Source organism: Acinetobacter lactucae (assembly GCF_013344765.1).
Classification (GTDB): Bacteria; Pseudomonadota; Gammaproteobacteria; order Pseudomonadales; family Moraxellaceae; genus Acinetobacter; species Acinetobacter lactucae_A.
In genome coordinates this window covers 23,002-37,800 of the sequence record NZ_JABVBF010000012.1, presented here as the reverse complement: position 1 = coordinate 37,800, position 14,799 = coordinate 23,002, and the positions used below count along the sequence as shown (strand labels likewise).

General features: G+C 41.1%; 18 protein-coding genes. 13 read left to right on the top strand and 5 right to left on the bottom strand.

What is annotated here, in order from left to right; translation table 11 throughout:
• Positions 1-98: 98 nt before the first annotated feature.
• Complete coding sequence (locus tag HUN22_RS02855; protein ID WP_174726431.1) at positions 99-302, top strand: hypothetical protein; 204 nt, start codon at positions 99-101, stop codon at positions 300-302.
• A 155-nt stretch (positions 303-457) separates the two neighbouring features.
• Entirely contained in the window at positions 458-1,306 is an 849-nt protein-coding gene (locus tag HUN22_RS02850) for a formate/nitrite transporter family protein (protein WP_016143867.1), read from the top strand.
• 1 nt (position 1,307) lies between these two features.
• Here the strand turns inward: HUN22_RS02850 and HUN22_RS02845 are convergent, their stop codons facing one another.
• From HUN22_RS02845 to HUN22_RS02835, 3 genes are all read right to left on the bottom strand, one after another.
• Entirely contained in the window at positions 1,308-2,573 is a 1,266-nt protein-coding gene (locus HUN22_RS02845) for a replication-associated recombination protein A (RefSeq protein ID WP_002119242.1), read from the bottom strand.
• Between the two features lie 104 nt (positions 2,574-2,677).
• Positions 2,678-3,850, bottom strand: coding sequence for a PQQ-dependent sugar dehydrogenase (locus HUN22_RS02840; RefSeq protein WP_174726430.1), 1,173 nt, complete (start codon positions 3,848-3,850; stop codon positions 2,678-2,680).
• Positions 3,851-3,962: 112 nt separating this feature from the next.
• Complete coding sequence (locus tag HUN22_RS02835) at positions 3,963-4,421, bottom strand: YcgN family cysteine cluster protein (protein WP_174726429.1); 459 nt, start codon at positions 4,419-4,421, stop codon at positions 3,963-3,965.
• Between the two features lie 192 nt (positions 4,422-4,613).
• On the opposite strand from HUN22_RS02835, the gene HUN22_RS02830 reads away from it, so the two are divergent.
• The 8 genes from HUN22_RS02830 to ahr all read left to right on the top strand — a co-directional run bounded on the left by HUN22_RS02830 (position 4,614) and on the right by ahr (position 9,901).
• Positions 4,614-4,772, top strand: a complete 159-nt coding sequence (locus tag HUN22_RS02830) for a DUF1328 domain-containing protein (RefSeq protein WP_002053759.1) — start codon at positions 4,614-4,616, stop codon at positions 4,770-4,772.
• A 172-nt stretch (positions 4,773-4,944) separates the two neighbouring features.
• Positions 4,945-5,682 carry a dienelactone hydrolase family protein gene (locus HUN22_RS02825; protein ID WP_031949686.1) on the top strand — a complete coding sequence of 246 codons (738 nt, stop codon included), beginning with the start codon at positions 4,945-4,947 and terminating at the stop codon, positions 5,680-5,682.
• A 184-nt stretch (positions 5,683-5,866) separates the two neighbouring features.
• On the top strand, positions 5,867-6,229 hold the full coding sequence (locus HUN22_RS02820) for an HIT family protein (protein WP_005300389.1): 363 nt from the start codon (positions 5,867-5,869) through the stop codon (positions 6,227-6,229).
• 141 nt (positions 6,230-6,370) lie between these two features.
• On the top strand, positions 6,371-7,405 hold the full coding sequence (gene mutY / locus HUN22_RS02815; protein WP_174726428.1) for an A/G-specific adenine glycosylase: 1,035 nt from the start codon (positions 6,371-6,373) through the stop codon (positions 7,403-7,405).
• A gap of 47 nt (positions 7,406-7,452) precedes the next feature.
• On the top strand, positions 7,453-7,989 hold the full coding sequence (locus HUN22_RS02810; RefSeq protein WP_174726427.1) for a M23 family metallopeptidase: 537 nt from the start codon (positions 7,453-7,455) through the stop codon (positions 7,987-7,989).
• A gap of 9 nt (positions 7,990-7,998) precedes the next feature.
• Positions 7,999-8,244, top strand: a complete 246-nt coding sequence (locus HUN22_RS02805; RefSeq protein ID WP_001287364.1) for a hypothetical protein — start codon at positions 7,999-8,001, stop codon at positions 8,242-8,244.
• Positions 8,245-8,274: 30 nt separating this feature from the next.
• Positions 8,275-8,835 carry a DNA-3-methyladenine glycosylase I gene (locus HUN22_RS02800; RefSeq protein WP_174726426.1) on the top strand — a complete coding sequence of 187 codons (561 nt, stop codon included), beginning with the start codon at positions 8,275-8,277 and terminating at the stop codon, positions 8,833-8,835.
• Positions 8,836-8,872: 37 nt separating this feature from the next.
• Complete coding sequence (ahr, locus tag HUN22_RS02795) at positions 8,873-9,901, top strand: NADPH-dependent aldehyde reductase Ahr (protein WP_174726425.1); 1,029 nt, start codon at positions 8,873-8,875, stop codon at positions 9,899-9,901.
• 2 nt (positions 9,902-9,903) lie between these two features.
• On the opposite strand, the gene HUN22_RS02790 is transcribed toward ahr, so the two are convergent.
• Entirely contained in the window at positions 9,904-11,328 is a 1,425-nt protein-coding gene (locus tag HUN22_RS02790) for a PLP-dependent aminotransferase family protein (RefSeq protein ID WP_174726424.1), read from the bottom strand.
• Between the two features lie 90 nt (positions 11,329-11,418).
• On the opposite strand from HUN22_RS02790, the gene HUN22_RS02780 reads away from it, so the two are divergent.
• Entirely contained in the window at positions 11,419-11,793 is a 375-nt protein-coding gene (locus HUN22_RS02780) for a hypothetical protein (RefSeq protein ID WP_174726423.1), read from the top strand.
• On the opposite strand, the gene HUN22_RS02775 is transcribed toward HUN22_RS02780, so the two are convergent.
• Positions 11,777-12,679, bottom strand: coding sequence for a LysR family transcriptional regulator (locus HUN22_RS02775; protein ID WP_174726422.1), 903 nt, complete (start codon positions 12,677-12,679; stop codon positions 11,777-11,779). The genes HUN22_RS02780 and HUN22_RS02775 overlap by 17 nt on opposite strands.
• 120 nt (positions 12,680-12,799) lie before the next feature.
• On the opposite strand from HUN22_RS02775, the gene dkgB reads away from it, so the two are divergent.
• Together dkgB and HUN22_RS02765 are read left to right on the top strand one after the other, a co-directional pair.
• Positions 12,800-13,603 (top strand): 2,5-didehydrogluconate reductase DkgB, encoded by an 804-nt coding sequence (gene dkgB, locus HUN22_RS02770; RefSeq protein ID WP_174726421.1) that lies wholly within the window; start codon positions 12,800-12,802, stop codon positions 13,601-13,603.
• Between the two features lie 4 nt (positions 13,604-13,607).
• Positions 13,608-14,798, top strand: a complete 1,191-nt coding sequence (locus tag HUN22_RS02765; RefSeq protein WP_174726420.1) for an MFS transporter — start codon at positions 13,608-13,610, stop codon at positions 14,796-14,798.
• Position 14,799: the final 1 nt, after the last annotated feature.

Genomic DNA, 14,799 nt, shown 5'->3' with positions numbered 1-14,799 from the left:
AAATAAATTAGCGCTTGCATAATCTTAATTTAAAACACTAAAATCTAAAAAAACACAAAGTACTTCACAATAATTAAATCTAAAACTAGGGTGATCCTATGGAAATATCTAAGCTTGAAAAGAGATTAATCAATCATCCAATCCATTTTGGTGAAAATCCTCTGGTCTTGTTAACCAACTTTAGCAATTCTGCTTTAAAACAAGGCTGGAGTCAGGCAGAAGTTGAATCTGTTATTGCTCAAGCTTCTCAAGGTGACTATATGGCACTCATCCGCACTTTAAGAACTTATACATTTCTTTAAACTTATTTTTTTGATGATCTGCTCTACTATTGCGTATTCAATTTATAAAAAAATACATAAAGCTGTTATGAATAGACTAGATTTATCCTGAGCACTACCTTAACAATAAATAAAACAATAAATATAAGATATTTATTCAGTGAGGAGTAAGCCTGATGGATCATGAAATAGAGGAAAAAAAGGTCGAGAAAACCTTAAGCTGGCGTGAAAAAATGGCAGTTGAAGAACATGAGAAACTGTCACCCCGTCTGGTTTATGAAATTATCCGCCGTGATGGTGCCGAAGAGCTTGATCGTCCAACAACTGCACTGATCTTTTCAGGGATTGCCGCGGGTTTAGTCATCAGTTTTTCATTTGTATTTAAAGCGATTATTGCTGCTTATCTCCCAGCTGATGCAGTTTGGACCGATTTAATCACTAATGTGGGTTATACCATTGGGTTTCTAATCGCTATTTTGAGTCACATGCAACTCTTTACCGAGAATACTATCACCACAGTTGTACCTTTATTCAAGCCCTTTACTCTCGATAAATTACGAGCAGTGGGCCGATTATGGGGGATTGTGATTCTCTGTAATATCATTGGAACAGCTTTGGCGAGTTTATTTTTCCTCACTACTCATCTGTTTACTCCAGATATTGACAAAGCCCTAGATGAACTCGCCCATCATGTGGGTTCCTTTTCCGCCACCCAGAATATGCTCAAAGGTATTATGTCAGGGCTATTAATTGCAGCTTTGGTCTGGATGATGCCTTCAGTCAATAATAAATTCTTGCTCATCTTTTTCATGACGTATTTGATAGGACTGGGTGACTTTACCCATGTAGTGGTTGGTTCTACAGAAATGTCCTATCTGGTCTGGCAAGGAGAAGCCTCTATTGGCAAGTATCTATTTACTTTCCTGATCCCGACCACCATTGGCAATATTGTTGGTGGTACAGGCGTGTTTACTCTACTAATTTATGGTCAAGTGACTGAAGAACTAGAGCAGAAGCATCAATGAACTATTGTTCCTGCTGCCATCTGCGTTGCTGTAAGCGCTCGCCTTCAACCTCACGCTTATTTCTCGCAGACTCATAGAGCTTGGTTCCCTTCAACTCAGGCGGCAAATAGTCTTGCAGTACAAAGTGCTCAGGGTAATCGTGAGGATAGAGATAATTAATCCCATAGCCTTGCTGTTTCATAAGCTTAGTCGGCGCGTTTCTCAAATGCAAAGGCACAGGTAAATTCGCCGTTTTTTCAGCAAGTTCCAGAGCCTTATTAATCGCTAAATAAGTACTATTACTTTTTGCACTCGTTGCCAAATAAACTGCTGTTTGACCTAGAATAATTCGAGCCTCAGGCATACCCACCGCTTGGACAGAGCGGAAGCATTCACCTGCAAGCAGTAGCGCATTTGGGTTAGAATTTCCGATGTCTTCTGAGGCTGCAATCAGCATACGTCTTGCAATAAAAACCGGATCTTCTCCGCCTTTGAGCATACGTGCCATCCAATATAGGGTTGCATCTGGATCACTACCCCGAATTGATTTAATAAAGGCGGAAACGAGATCGTAATGCTGCTCACCAGATTTGTCATAACGCGCAATATTTTGCTGAGCGACTTTCACCACAACCGCGTTGGTAATCGTGTTTTCAACTTCTGGTTCAAAGGTACTTGCAATCAAGTCCAGTAAATTAAGCGCTTTACGAGCATCACCTGCTGCAAACTGAATGAGTGCATCATATTCTTCAATATGGATATAACGTTCTTTTAAAAATTTGTCGCTTTGAAGTGCATTGTTGAGGAGTGTCTGAATTGCCTCGCTGTCTAAACTATTTAAGGTATAAACCTGACAGCGTGATAAAAGCGCACTATTCACCTCAAATGATGGGTTTTCAGTGGTCGCGCCAATTAATGTAATTTTGCCTTTTTCTACTGCGCCTAATAATGCATCTTGTTGTGATTTATTAAAACGATGAATTTCGTCAATAAAAACCACAGGTGTCAGTAAATCACCACTTTCTGCAATCACTTCACGTAATTCTTTTACACCCGTATTCAGCGCAGACAAACTCACAAATGGGCGGTCTATCGCTTGAGCTAACAACAAAGCAATTGTGGTTTTACCAACGCCTGGCGGCCCCCAAAAAATAATAGAAGGTAAATGACCCTGATCAATCATTTGACGTAAGGGCGCATGTTCACCTAATAAATGATCCTGCCCAATAATTTCAGACAAGTCTCTTGGGCGCAGGCGTTCGGGAAGTGGAATATGGGTGTCTGACATCTCAAATGGCTTTATCGTCTTTTCACTATAGTCTATTGTGTCTCACAGAAATCTACAATTTGAATCTATGAGACACGTCCTTTATTTACAGGCTGCTCGTAGCATTAAGAGGTTTTTTTGCTGAGCTTCAGTAAACGTGCATTTGAGCCATCTTCAATTACCCAAATCGAACCATCTTGTGCTTCATGCAACCCACGAATACGTTTTTTCATATCTATTCTTTGCACTTCTTTCACGGGTTTATGCTGTAAATCCACGACCACAATTGCTTCAGAAGATAACCCGCCAATTAATGCTTTATTTTGCCAGCCAGGAAATTGTTGACCACGATAAATGATCATACTCGACGGAGAGATTACAGGAGTCCAGTCAATTTCAGGTGCTTGAAATTCTGGACGAGTGTGATGATCTGGAATAGGTTGGCCCGAATAATGGTCTCCATTTGAAACGATCGGATAACCATAATTTTCACCTTTGGTAATAATATTAAGCTCATCACCACCTTTAGGCCCCATCTCAACCACCCACAGCTGTCCTTGGCGGTCAAAGGCCATACCTAATGGGTTACGGTGACCCAGTGACCATATTTCAGCAGTGACCCCACCTTGCTTATAAAAAGGGTTACCTGCCGCAGCTGAACCATCCTCATTTAAACGCAAAATTTTACCCAAGTTACTTTTCATGTTTTGGGCAGGATCAAACTTTTGTCGCTCACCTGAACTGACCCATAGCTTCCCGTCTGCGCCAAAAAGCATACGATGTCCATAATGGCCTTGTCCTGAAACTTTGGGTACTTGCTGCCAAATCTGCTTTATATCGGTAAGTTTTGGCTGATTGGGGTTAGATAAATCTAATTTCGCACGTGAAATTACTGCTCCAGATCCGCCTTGCCCTTTCACAGCATAGCTGAGATAAACCCAGTGATTCTTCGCAAAGTCAGGGTGTAAAACGACGTCTCCTAAACCACCCTGTCCCCCATAATTCACTGCTGGAATACCTTGAACATCCAACATTTGCTTATTTTTAGGATTAAAAATTTTTAATTTACCTTGCCGTTCGGTCACTAATAAACGCTGATCAGGCAGACTGGTCACCGCCCAAGGTTCATTAAAATGTGCGACGGCTTCCACCTGATAAGTTTGTTTGACAGCAACAGACTGATCTGCTTTTGCAGTCGTATTTTGTTCAGGATTTTTTGAATTAGTATTATTAGACCCACAGGCCATTAACAAAAAAAAGCTACTACATAATAAGGGTGCTGCTAATCGTCTCATCATTTTTATCTCCTTTTGTTCTTATTGTTATATAACGGAGATGATCAAAAAAATTACGATAAAAGTGTTACTTTATTATACGCTGTAATTAATACATCTATTTTTCAAGATCGAATTAACGCACCCATCGTACAATATAATCTTCAAGGTCATCTTCATGGACATCAACTTCAGACAGACAACGTCCTGCAACTGACTTTTTCGCCTTAACAACGCTTTGTCTCGAACCTGTATTTAAATAATGCCAAGAAGGTAAATTCTTACCTTCATTCAAGCGCTTATAGGCACAGCTTGATGGCAACCAGTGGATCGTTTTTAAAGACTCTACAGTTAACTGCAAACAGTCCGGTACTTGCTGCTGACGATTTGGATAATCCGAACAACGCCCTGTACTGCAATCGAGTAACTTACACGCCACTTTTGTATAAGCCACCTCATGGGTATCTTCATCTTCTAGCTTGACCAAGCAGCATAAACCACACCCATCGCACAAAGCTTCCCACTCAGCCTGAGTAAGCTGCTCTAGCGTGTAATTTTTCCAAAATAATGGACGAAGTGAGGTCTCGGTAGACATAGGTTTTAACGGCTGATGAGATAAAACGATGTATCAGTATAGCATTGAAGAGGTCTGTACTAAAAAAGAAGCTGTATTTCTGGTATCACAAAACGATTGTTTAATATACATTTCAACCACATAAACGACACATTCGGCGTAAAAAACACACTATATAGTTAAATGACAATGAAAAATAAGGAGGACAACATTATGTTCCGTTGGGCGATAATTTTTGCAGTAATTGCACTCATTGCCAGTCTATTAGGGTTTGGTGGTGTTGCAGGGCTATCTAAAGACTTTGCCGTGATTTTATTAGTTGTGGCTGTAATTCTAGCTGTAATTGGGTTCATCTCGCGCGGCAGGACCTAATCTAATCATTAGTATATAAAAAGAAGGAACTGGTTTCCTTCTTTTTTTATTGCGCTGAAATATCTATCTTTTTCTTTTGATGTAGATTTTTACATAGTTATTTATTTTACTTCTTATTTTTTATGCTTTAATCAAGCGTGTTTAAACCAAGTTTAATTTCAGGATTAATGTCATGAGTACAGCAATTAAAACCCGTGAAATTCAATATACTGCACCAGACGGCAGCCATTTAATTGGTTACTTTGCGGCTCCAGAGAGTGAGAAACCTGTACCAGGTATCATTATTGGTCCTGAGTGGTGGGGCCGTAATGAATATACTGAGCAACGCGCACGTGAGCTTGCTGAACACGGGTATGCCGCTCTTGCTATTGACATGTATGGTGATAAGAAAGTTACCTCAACTGCAGCTCAAGCCTATGAATGGATGATGCAGACATTTGAAGAATTAGACACGGTTACTGATCGCGCCAACGCTGCGCTGCAAACGCTTGCTGCTCAACCAGAAGTGAATAGCGAAAAACTAGCTGCAATTGGCTTTTGCTATGGCGGTAAAGTTGTATTGGACCTTGCTCGCTCAGGTGCACCCCTTAAAGCAGTCGTAACATTCCATGCTACATTAGCACCAAAGGCACCTGCTCAAAAAGGCAACATTCAAGGTGAAGTTTTAGTTCTACATGGTGAACTAGACAGTATGGTCACCTTAGAAGATGTTGCTAATTTTGAAAAAGAGATGCAAGCTGCTGAGGTTAAACACGAAGTAGTGGTTTTAGAAGGTGCTAAACATGGCTTTAGTAACCCGCTTGCAGATGAAAAAGCTAAGGCAAACGGTGTAGATCTTGGCTACAACAGCGAAGCGGAAAAACAAGGCCTTGCTAAAATGTACGATGTGCTAGATCGTACTTTAAAATAAAAGAAGCAAATTTGGAGCAAATGACTTTTTCGCATTTGCTCCCTTAAATGTTTATGACTTTGCAATATTTTTACTGTATTTTTTAAACCATACTTCAATAACTATACTCCCGTTGAGCTAGAGCGAAGCCTAGTCTTATTTCCCGCACTCGGGGTTTAATGGAATAACATGAGAGGATACAACAATGACTGACAAGAAATGTCCGTATTGCGAATTTGATGAATATGACATCATTGATAAGAATGAATTTGCTGTAATTTTGCCTGATTCTAATCCGCTATCTAAAGGCCACTGTGTGGTAACGCCACTACGCCATGTTCGTTCTTTTTTTGATATCACTTCTAAAGAACATCAAGGCTTGCTTACACTTCTTGAAATTGCTCGCCACGAAACACAGCTTCGCCATCAACCAGACGGTTTCCATATCGGCTTCAATGATGGTGAAGTTTTCGGACAAAATTCAGATCATTTCCACATTCATGTCATTCCATACTACAAAAACCAACCGTTGAAACTTGACCAACGTTGGGGTGTACAAAAGGATTAATCCTTTTTATACATGAAGCAGAGATTGCTTATTATCAGGTAATCTCTGTTTTAACATACTCGCGCTGTTCGCCTGCTTTAAACAAAATTTCATCTAAATTTCAGCTATAATTTAACCCTTACTTCTCTTCTATAGCTGTTCATGCCTGAATTTTCTTTTTCTGATGCTCTTTTAAACTGGTTCGATCAACATGGTCGTCACGATTTGCCTTGGCAAGTTGCAGATGATCCGTACAAAGTTTGGGTTTCTGAAATTATGCTACAGCAGACTCAGGTGAAAACGGTCTTGCAATATTTTGACCGCTTTATGGAGCGCTTCCCAACTGTAGAAGCTTTAGGTCATGCAACTTGGGATGAAGTAGCCCCTTATTGGGCTGGCCTCGGTTACTACGCTCGTGCACGCAATTTGCATAAAGCGGCTGGTCTTGTCACGCAACAAGGTAAATTTCCTGAAACGCTAGAAGAATGGATTGCACTACCCGGCATTGGTCGCTCTACCGCAGGCGCGCTCATGTCTTTGGGTTTACGTCAGTATGGCGTGATTATGGATGGCAACGTGAAACGTGTCTTAGCTCGTTTCTTTGCCATTGAGGATGACTTAAGCAAGCCACAACACGAACGTGAAATGTGGAAACTGGCTGAAGAACTTTGCCCGACACATCGTAATCATGACTACACTCAAGCGATTATGGATCTCGGTGCAACCATCTGTACGCCTAAAAAACCGCTGTGTTTATATTGCCCAATGCAGGCTCATTGTCAGGCTTATCAGCAAGGTTTAGAACAAGAATTACCTTTTAAGAAACCGAAAAAAACTCCGCCTGTTAAAACAGCAGATGTTCTCATTATCCAGTGTGAAAATGAATGGTTCTGGCAACAGCGCCAAGCTCATGGTCTATGGGGCGGTTTATTCTGTTTACCTATTTTAGAAAATGAACATGACCGATTGGGCTTAAGCCAACAATTTAAACTACAGCCTCAACCACAATCCTTTCAGATCAGTCATAGCTTCACACACTTCACATGGTTACTTAATGCTCACATGTTCCACGTGGAACCTGATCAAAAAGAACATCTAGCAATTGAACTCGAAGGCCAATGGTTGAGTCCGGAACAAGCCATTGCCAAAGGTGTTCCAACCGCTATGAAAAAATTGATCTCGACAAGCTGTTCGTGACATAGTGAGCAAAATAATTTTTATATGGCTGTGACAGGGAGTATTTCGTGCGACGTTTTGTTTCTCATTTCTCACTTGGTTTTCTGATTATTCTATTGGCTGCCTGTGCGAGTGCACCTAAAAAACCTGCCCCGCTTCCATCCGCTCAAGTTAGTAAACTTAAAAGCATGCAGCTTCCGAATCGACTGCCCGTACCAGTGAAGGGTATCGATCGAGATGAATTAAAAGACACATGGGGAGCTGCTCGGAGTCAGGGTCGTAGTCACGAAGGAATCGATATTTTGGCTCCACGTGGAACCAAAGTTTACAGCGCAACCGAAGGGCTCGTTGCCGATCTTCGTAATAACAATTTGGGTGGCAAAGTGATCTGGATTTTAGGCCCAGCAGGAACATGGCATTATTATGCTCATCTTGATGGTCACAAACGTGGCTTAAATGTGGGTGACTATGTCAAAAAGGGCGACCTCATTGGCTATGTCGGCAATACTGGCAATGCACGTTATACTTCACCTCATCTTCATTATGGTCTTTACCTAAATGGTAAAGGACGTGGTGCTGTTAATCCTTATTCATATTTACGCTAGGAACATTTTATGTCGGAAGCGCTGATCAATCGCTTAGTAGAGTTTGCCGAGTCTGGTAACCAGCAAAAGATCATTTTAAATGGCAATAGCTATCAAGGCTGGATCATGGAAATCAGCGATGATGCCCTACTGATCAGTACCGGTTTTTCAGATAAAGTTGGCAAAGACTTTTGGCTAAAGTTTGAAGACTTAACTCAAGCTGAACTGTATTATTGGGATACTCGCCCAAACGAGTGGGTGTTATTTAAACTTTAAAATTCTAAGATAAATATAAGGAGCATCATCATGAAAACTCAACGCTGCGGATGGTGTTCCGATGATCCACTCTATATTGCCTATCATGATGAGGAATGGGGTAAACCTGAACACGACGAAGCCCGACTATTTGAAATGCTCTGCCTAGAAGGTCAGCAAGCAGGCTTATCGTGGATTACCGTACTGAAAAAAAGAGAAAGCTACCGTCAGCACTTTTTTAATCACCCTATTTCAGAAATTGCTTCATTTACGGATGATTTTTTAGAACTAAAATTATCCGATGCGGGCTTAATTCGTCACTTGGGTAAACTTAAAGCCATTCGTGATAATGCAATTGCTTGGCAAGCACTTAAAGCCCAAGTCGGCGATGTTCCTACATGGCTTTGGCAGTTTGTAGATGCAGTTCCTCAACACAATGATGTTGTAGATTATCGCAAGGCCCCTGCTCAAACCGAGCTAAGCATAAAACTTTCCAAAACACTTAAAAAGAATGGTTTCAAATTTGTTGGACCAACCACCTGCTATGCTTTTATGCAGGCAGTAGGCATGGTCAATGATCATGAAAACGATTGTCAATTTAAAGCTTCATAACCCACCAGAACGGTTTAAAGCCGCTTAAGGAGTTCCGATGAGCAATAATACGATTCAGGCTTATGCTGCAATGCAGGCAGGTGAAAAACTGGTTCCCTATCAATTTGACGCAGGTGAATTACAACCGCATCAGGTTGAGGTAAAAGTTGAATATTGTGGTTTATGTCATTCTGATATTTCTGTTTTGAACAATGAATGGCGGTCAACCGTGTACCCTGTGGTTGCAGGCCATGAAATTATTGGACGAATTGTTGCTTTGGGCTCAGAAGCCAAAGGTCTACAAATTGGACAGCGTGTCGGTATTGGTTGGACAGCTGAAAGTTGCCAAGCCTGTGATGAATGTATTGGCGGTCAACAAGTACTGTGTACAGGCGAAAATGTTGCAACAATCGTGGGACATGCTGGTGGCTTTGCCGATAAGGTCCGTGCAGGATGGCAGTGGGCTATTCCCCTCCCTGACGATTTAGACGCTGAAAGTGCAGGTCCCCTACTTTGTGGCGGTATTACCGTTTTTGATCCATTACTCAAACACAAAATTCAAGCAACGCATCATGTCGGTGTAATTGGTATTGGTGGTTTAGGACATATCGCCATTAAGCTACTTAAAGCATGGGGATGTGAAATCACTGCTTTTAGTTCCAACCCAGATAAAACAGACGAACTCAAAGCAATGGGAGCTGACCATGTAGTAAATAGCCGCGATACAGAGGCGATAAAAGCTCAAAAAGGAAAATTCGACTTATTGCTGAGTACCGTAAATGTGACCCTAAATTGGCGTGCTTTCATTTCTACACTAGCACCAAATGGTTCTTTGCACTTCTTGGGACTCACGCTAGAACCTGTTCCTGTTTCTGTCGGCTCTCTCATTGATGGCGCTAAGTCCGTAACAGGTTCACCTACGGGCTCACCTGCTGCACTACGTCAGCTTTTAAAGTTTGCTGCACGCAAAAAAATTGCACCTCAAATTGAGCTATTTCCAATGTCACAGCTCAATGAAGCAATTGAACGTCTACACTCAGGTCAAGCACGCTACCGCATTGTGCTTAAAACAGACTTTGCAGAATAAGACTAACTCGCTGTTTTAATCTGTTGTCGTGACCAATCCGCTAAGTCTTTAATTGCTTGGCGGACATCTGCTGTTAACTCATGACCCGCATTTAAACGAATAAAATGCCGATAGCGTTCATCCTCACCAAAAACGTGACCGGGAACTACGGTAATTCCGTGAGATTTTGCAGTGTAATAAAGCGCCAAACTATCTACAGTTTTAGGTAACTGCATCCATAATGCATAGCCTCCTTCTGGTTGACTCAGTGCAATTGGAATACCTTCAAAGGCATTTGAAATACAACTACGATACTCCTCGACTTGCCGCATCAAATTCGGTCTTAACTGCTCTAAATGCTCCCTGTAACCACGACTATAAATAAAATCAGCTAGACCTAATTGTAGCGGTGTATTGACCCCAATATTACTGGCTACCAGCTCAAGCCTTAAATGCTGTAGCTTCGCACTTAAACAGAACCACCCTACGCGATACGCACTAGACAAAGACTTAGAAACCGACCCACACCAAATCACATAACCTTCGCGATCCCAATAGCGTATAGGTAATGGTCGCTCACCGCTGTAGCCACACTCTCCATAAATATCATCTTCGATAATAAAGCACTGATACTTTGCTGCTAATTCGGCAATCTTTTGTTTTTCTACATTACTTAAACAATATCCTAAAGGGTTCTGATAGTTGGCTGTCATTAAGCAAACTTTAGCTAAACCCTGCTTCATAAATGATTCTAAGCGCTCAAGATCGATACCACGATGATGCGCTGGAATTTCAATAATCTGTCGTTTTAAACTGGCTATAAGCTGTAGTTGTCCATTAAAAGTAGGCGTTGGGATTAAAATACTATCACCTACTTCTGTTAGATGTTGAATCACCAAAGACAAAGCAGGCATGCAGCCATTGGTAATAAAAATATCTTCTGCCGCGATAAAAATCCCATCTTCACGCCAATGATCAGATAACGCTTTTCTTAATTGCTCATGCCCTTGTTTATTACAATAAAGAAAGTCTTGAGGCTGACAATTTTTTAAAGCCCGTTGAATAGAACGACGTAAACCTTCCACCGGAATAAAATGAGGCGTTAACTGAATCGAACCCAACGGTACGAGATGGCTCTGTAATGCAGCTTCTTGTATTTGGTTATGCAACTCTAGATTTGAGACTTGCCGAGGCAAAGACAAAAAATCTGGGCTATCAGGAATAGGGCTAGATTGAGTACGAGCAACCACAAAGTAACCTGATTTCGACTTTACATAAATCAGCCCCCTCGCCTCAAGCAATTCATAGCAACTTTTTGCTGTGCTTAAGCTAATAGTGTGCTGACGAGCGAAATCTCGTAATGAAATCAGCTTCTGATGAGGCTTGAGCTCATCTTGATAAATTCGATGTGCTAATTGATTGGCAAGAACCTGATATTGAAAAGTCATTCTGTGCTGCTTTTTTAAAAATTTCTGTATCTGTACTGGTTTATAGAACACCTTTACGCTATATAAATCAACTCAAAGAGTAGCAAGACCATGAAATTAAAAGCTATATTATTATTTACTATTGTTTTAGCAGGTTGCCAGCCACACCCCAAAAACGAGCAGTACAGACATACCGTTTGCCAAAGTCTCATTGAAGGTTATTTAAAAATGACCAATCAACAAGACTATAAAATGGAGCAACGCATTGATGAAAAGACTAGTACGATTTCACATTATCAATATAAACGTAATAGCTCAAATGAAGTTGTAATGGTGAACTCGGTTTATTCCAAATTATATTTTAGCTGCCGCCAACAGCAGAAAAGCTATTTTCTGGCACAACATTCATCAGAAGGACAAATCACTCCAATTTTAGAAGTTCATTTTCCAACTGACAGTTACACTACTTTTAGAGAGCGTTTTTAAAACCGTCTTTTAACTGTTCTGCCAAAAACTCAATGAATAAACGAATTCGTTTTGGTAGATGCTCTTGTTGATAATACACAGCATGGATGCTTTGATATTGATGTTCAATTTGGTCTTCAAATAAGGCAATCAATCGCCCTTCTTCAATATCTTTCCAAATTTCAAATTCCGATAGCCGTGCAATACCATGTCCTCTAATCGTGAGTTGACGTACCGTCTCACCACTCGATGCTTTAATGTTTGCTTGTGCAAAAAAATATTCATCACCGACTTTAATCGGCCAGCTATTAATATAGGTAGGTCTGGTAAAGCCGATCAAATCATGTTGTTCAAGTTCTTCAGGTTGTATCGGTGTACCTTTAATGGCTAAATATTCAGGGCTTGCAACGATAAATAAGCGACTTTTACACACTAATTTGGCATGCAGACTCGAGTCATTAAGTTCCCCAAACCGAAATGCCACATCGGTTTTATGCTGCAAGAGATCAATCACCTGATCATTACTATTGAGTTCAATTTCAATATCTGGATAACACTCACGGAACTTATGCATTAATGGCGCAATTACGTGTAAAACAAACGGAGTAGCCGAATCAATACGAATGAGCCCTGCGGTGCCCTGATCCGATTTTTGTAGTTCTTCTTCGGCAGCATTCAGCTCATTTAAAATTTTACGAGCCTTTACCAGAAACTGTTGCCCTTCTTGCGTGAGTTTCAGTTTACGCGTAGTCCGCTCTAGCAAAGTCACATCTAACTTCGCCTCCAAGCGTGTTAAAGATCGACTAACCCCTGAAGGTGTTTGTTTTAAATGCTCTGCCGCTGCAACAAAAGAGCCTGTATCAACAATGGTGATAAAGGCAACGAGTTCTTCAATTGTTGATTTCATGGCTTATTCTATTATTGACTAATGATCAAAGATATTTTGCTTATTCATCTATTTTTTCGCAACAATAAAAAAAGCAAAATGCACCTCAAGTTAAACAATTATTTAAATTCAGGTGAACACATGAATATCCCTCGTTTTGGTCTAGGAACTTTCCGCCTTAAAGAACAAGCGGTGATTGATTCTGTTAAAAATGCGCTAGATGTAGGTTACCGTGCAATTGATACGGCTCAAATTTATGACAATGAAGCAGCGATTGGTCAAGCCATTGCCGAAAGCGGTGTATCACGTCAGGACTTATTTTTAACCACAAAAATCTGGGTAGATAATTTTGATCAAGATAAGTTTATTCCAAGCTTAAAAGAGAGCTTGGAAAAGCTTCGTACTGACCATGTCGATCTAACTTTGATTCATTGGCCAGCACCGGATTTAGGCGTTTCTATTCCTGAAGTTATGCAACTTTTACTTGAAGCAAAACAACAAGGTCTTACTAAGCAAATTGGTATTTCAAACTTCAATATTGAGCTTACCCAACAAGCGATTGACACAATTGGTTTAGAGCATATTGCAACTAATCAGATTGAGTTAAGTCCTTATCTTCAAAACCATAAACTTGTAAATTTCTTACAAGAGAAGAATATTGATGTCACTTCATATATGACGCTTGCGTACGGTAAAGTGCTTCAAGACCCTGTTTTAACTGAAATTGCAGCAGCTCATAAAGCAACGACAGCACAAATTGCACTTGCATGGGCATTGCAACGTGGTTTTGCAGTCATTCCATCTTCGACTAAACGTGAAAACTTGATTAGCAACTTAAAAGCACAGGATATCGAGTTAACTTCAGCTGAAATGCAAATGATTGCCGAACTTGATCGTAACAGTCGTGAAGTTAGCCCAGAGCCATGGGCACCAGTTTGGGACTAAACTCATGAACACTCAATCAAATACGGCGTTCTCGTTACTGGCATTGGCAATTGGTGCCTTTGCCATTGGCACCACGGAATTCTCACCAATGGGATTGTTGCCGAATATCGCTAATGATTTAGGGATTTCAATTCCAACAGCCGGAATGTTAATTACCGGTTATGCACTTGGCGTCATGCTAGGTGCTCCGTTCATGACCCTATGGTTTGGTGGTTTTGCACGACGTAATGCGCTTATTTTGCTGATGGCGATCTTTACGGTAGGTAACCTAATCGCAGCATTTTCACCAAGCTATATGAGCTTATTAGGTGCTCGTCTCATCACAAGCCTGAACCATGGTGCTTTTTTCGGGATCGGCTCTGTTGTAGCAGCAAGTATTGTGCCCGCACATAAACAGGCCAGCGCTGTAGCCACCATGTTTATGGGCTTAACCATTGCCAATATCGGTGGTGTGCCTTTAGCAACATGGGTAGGACAAAACATTGGCTGGCGTATGTCTTTCCTTGCGATTTCCTTGCTTGGTGTGATTACCATGCTCGCTTTATGGAAAGCCCTGCCATCAGGCATGGTTGCCCAAAAGCCAAATGTGAAAGCTGAGTTGAAGGTATTAACGCGTACTCCTGTAGTCCTTGCGCTACTTACTACCGTACTCGGTGCAGGTGCAATGTTTACGCTATATACCTATATTGCGCCAAGTTTGACTGAGTTTACCCATGCTTCACCGATCTTCATTACGTTCATGTTGGTGTTGATTGGTGTCGGTTTCTCAATTGGTAACCATTTAGGCGGACGTTTTGCAGATTTGTCCATTAACAAAACTCTGATTGGTTTCTTGGTTCTGTTGATTGTGATGATGGTGACTTTCCCGATCCTTGCACAAAGCCAGATTGGAGCAGCCATTGCATTAGTGATCTGGGGTGCAGCAACCTTTGCTTTAGTGCCTCCATTACAAATGCGTGTAATGTCAGTCGCTCATGAGGCACCAGGACTTGCCTCTTCTGTGAATATCGGTGCGTTTAACTTAGGGAACGCAGTAGGAGCAGCAGCAGGCGCGTTAGTACTCGATTTAGGTTGGGGTTATAGCGCAGTATCATTTGCTGGTGCATTACTAGCCGGCTTAGGTTTGTTATTGATTTTATTTCAAATCAAACGTGAAAGTAGTCCCACCCAAGCGTTGCAGCAGTGTTCAGATTAAT

What these genes read in the sequence shown, in the direction of transcription:
- HUN22_RS02855 (WP_174726431.1), top strand. Translation starts at nt 99, where the DNA reads ATGGAAATATCTAAGCTTGAAAAGAGATTAATCAATCATCCAATCCAT.
- HUN22_RS02850 (WP_016143867.1), top strand. Translation starts at nt 458, where the DNA reads ATGGATCATGAAATAGAGGAAAAAAAGGTCGAGAAAACCTTAAGCTGG.
- HUN22_RS02845 (WP_002119242.1), bottom strand. Translation starts at nt 2,573, where the DNA reads ATGTCAGACACCCATATTCCACTTCCCGAACGCCTGCGCCCAAGAGAC.
- HUN22_RS02840 (WP_174726430.1), bottom strand. Translation starts at nt 3,850, where the DNA reads ATGATGAGACGATTAGCAGCACCCTTATTATGTAGTAGCTTTTTTTTG.
- HUN22_RS02835 (WP_174726429.1), bottom strand. Translation starts at nt 4,421, where the DNA reads ATGTCTACCGAGACCTCACTTCGTCCATTATTTTGGAAAAATTACACG.
- HUN22_RS02830 (WP_002053759.1), top strand. Translation starts at nt 4,614, where the DNA reads ATGTTCCGTTGGGCGATAATTTTTGCAGTAATTGCACTCATTGCCAGT.
- HUN22_RS02825 (WP_031949686.1), top strand. Translation starts at nt 4,945, where the DNA reads ATGAGTACAGCAATTAAAACCCGTGAAATTCAATATACTGCACCAGAC.
- HUN22_RS02820 (WP_005300389.1), top strand. Translation starts at nt 5,867, where the DNA reads ATGACTGACAAGAAATGTCCGTATTGCGAATTTGATGAATATGACATC.
- mutY (WP_174726428.1), top strand. Translation starts at nt 6,371, where the DNA reads ATGCCTGAATTTTCTTTTTCTGATGCTCTTTTAAACTGGTTCGATCAA.
- HUN22_RS02805 (WP_001287364.1), top strand. Translation starts at nt 7,999, where the DNA reads ATGTCGGAAGCGCTGATCAATCGCTTAGTAGAGTTTGCCGAGTCTGGT.
- HUN22_RS02800 (WP_174726426.1), top strand. Translation starts at nt 8,275, where the DNA reads ATGAAAACTCAACGCTGCGGATGGTGTTCCGATGATCCACTCTATATT.
- ahr (WP_174726425.1), top strand. Translation starts at nt 8,873, where the DNA reads ATGAGCAATAATACGATTCAGGCTTATGCTGCAATGCAGGCAGGTGAA.
- HUN22_RS02790 (WP_174726424.1), bottom strand. Translation starts at nt 11,328, where the DNA reads ATGACTTTTCAATATCAGGTTCTTGCCAATCAATTAGCACATCGAATT.
- HUN22_RS02780 (WP_174726423.1), top strand. Translation starts at nt 11,419, where the DNA reads ATGAAATTAAAAGCTATATTATTATTTACTATTGTTTTAGCAGGTTGC.
- HUN22_RS02775 (WP_174726422.1), bottom strand. Translation starts at nt 12,679, where the DNA reads ATGAAATCAACAATTGAAGAACTCGTTGCCTTTATCACCATTGTTGAT.
- dkgB (WP_174726421.1), top strand. Translation starts at nt 12,800, where the DNA reads ATGAATATCCCTCGTTTTGGTCTAGGAACTTTCCGCCTTAAAGAACAA.
- HUN22_RS02765 (WP_174726420.1), top strand. Translation starts at nt 13,608, where the DNA reads ATGAACACTCAATCAAATACGGCGTTCTCGTTACTGGCATTGGCAATT.